This is a genomic window from Pseudomonas sp. (assembly GCF_050739655.1).
Taxonomy (GTDB): domain Bacteria; phylum Pseudomonadota; class Gammaproteobacteria; order Pseudomonadales; family Pseudomonadaceae; genus Aquipseudomonas.
On sequence record NZ_JBOIBY010000337.1, the window covers coordinates 1 to 1,258 of the forward strand.

Annotated in this window: 2 protein-coding genes; one reads left to right on the plus strand and one right to left on the minus strand. The window is 53.8% G+C overall.

Annotated elements, in window-relative coordinates; all coding sequences use genetic code 11:
• Positions 1 to 550 (minus strand): formyltetrahydrofolate deformylase (locus tag ACRESJ_RS16300; protein ID WP_431758819.1); only part of this gene is annotated, 550 nt, incomplete at its 3' end.
• Between the two features lie 336 nt (positions 551 to 886).
• Here ACRESJ_RS16300 and mvaT point away from each other — a divergent pair.
• A partial coding sequence (gene mvaT / locus ACRESJ_RS16305) for a histone-like nucleoid-structuring protein MvaT (RefSeq protein WP_431758820.1) occupies positions 887 to 1,258 on the plus strand: 372 nt, incomplete at its 3' end.

A 1,258-nucleotide genomic window follows, 5' to 3' on the forward strand; every position in this document is an offset into this window, starting at 1 on the left:
CGTATTCGCTGCACAACTCCGGTGGCAGGATTTGCATGTAACGGGCAAGCACCACCACTTCGGCATCGTGCTGTTTGACCAGGCGCGAAACCTCGGTGAAGGCCGGTTGCTTGTCCTGCGGATTGACCGGGACGTGGTAGTACGGAATGCCGTGCCACTCCACCATGCTGCGCAAGTCATCATGGTTGGAAATGACGCAGGAAATTTCGCAGTCCAGTTCATCGCTGTGCCAGCGGTGCAGCAAGTCCGCCAGGCAGTGCGACTCGCGGCTGGCCATCAGCACCACGCGTTTCTTCTGCTCGGTATCGGTGATGCGCCAGTCCATCGAGAACTCTTCGGCGATCGGGGCAAAGGCTTCGCGAAACGCTTCGATACCAAATGGCAGGGAGTCGGCACGGATTTCGTGACGCATGAAGAACCAGCCACTGAGATTGTCCGAGTGATGGCTCGCTTCAGTGATCCAGCCATTGTGTGATGCCAGAAAGTTACTGACTTTGGCAACGATGCCAACACGGTCCGGGCAAGAAATCACCAGACGAAAAGTGCGCATGAGGGGGAAACTCCAGAACTTCGCAAAGGCGGCCATTCTAGCGATTGCGCAGCAAAACTGCAGTATTGTTGACGTTTCGCCCTGCCCGAAGGTCGGTGCGGCAGGGTGGACAGCGCCAGTGCCGGTTCGCCCGGACGCTCTAGCGGTGCCGGTCATTTGTTAATTTATGTATATCTGACGGATCCGGACCACACTAATAATTGCATTACCAATGCACGCCAAAGACACAGCAGTTAAATTAAATAAAGTTGGCTTAAATGTTTACTTGATGAAACACCGTGACTATTATTGCCGCACTGTCACCTGCCATCCAGCGCACAACATAAGGTAGTCCACATGTCCTTGATCAACGAATATCGCGCCACCGAAGAAGCTATCAAAGAGCTGCAAGCCCGTTTGAAGAATCTGTCCCAAGACGACAAACTGCAGACTGAGCTGGAATTCGAAGGCAAACTGCGCACCCTGATGGGCGAATATTCCAAATCCCTGCGCGACATCATCGCGCTGCTGGATCCAGAAGCCAAAACCAAAGCGCCACGTGGCGGTGCAGTAAAAACTACTGGCACCAAGCGTGCTCGCAAAGTTAAACAATACAAAAACCCGCACAACGGCGAAGTCATCGAGACCAAAGGTGGCAACCACAAAACTCTGAAAGAGTGGAAAGCCAAGTGGGGCGGTGACGTGGTTGAAGGCTGGGCTACCCTGCTG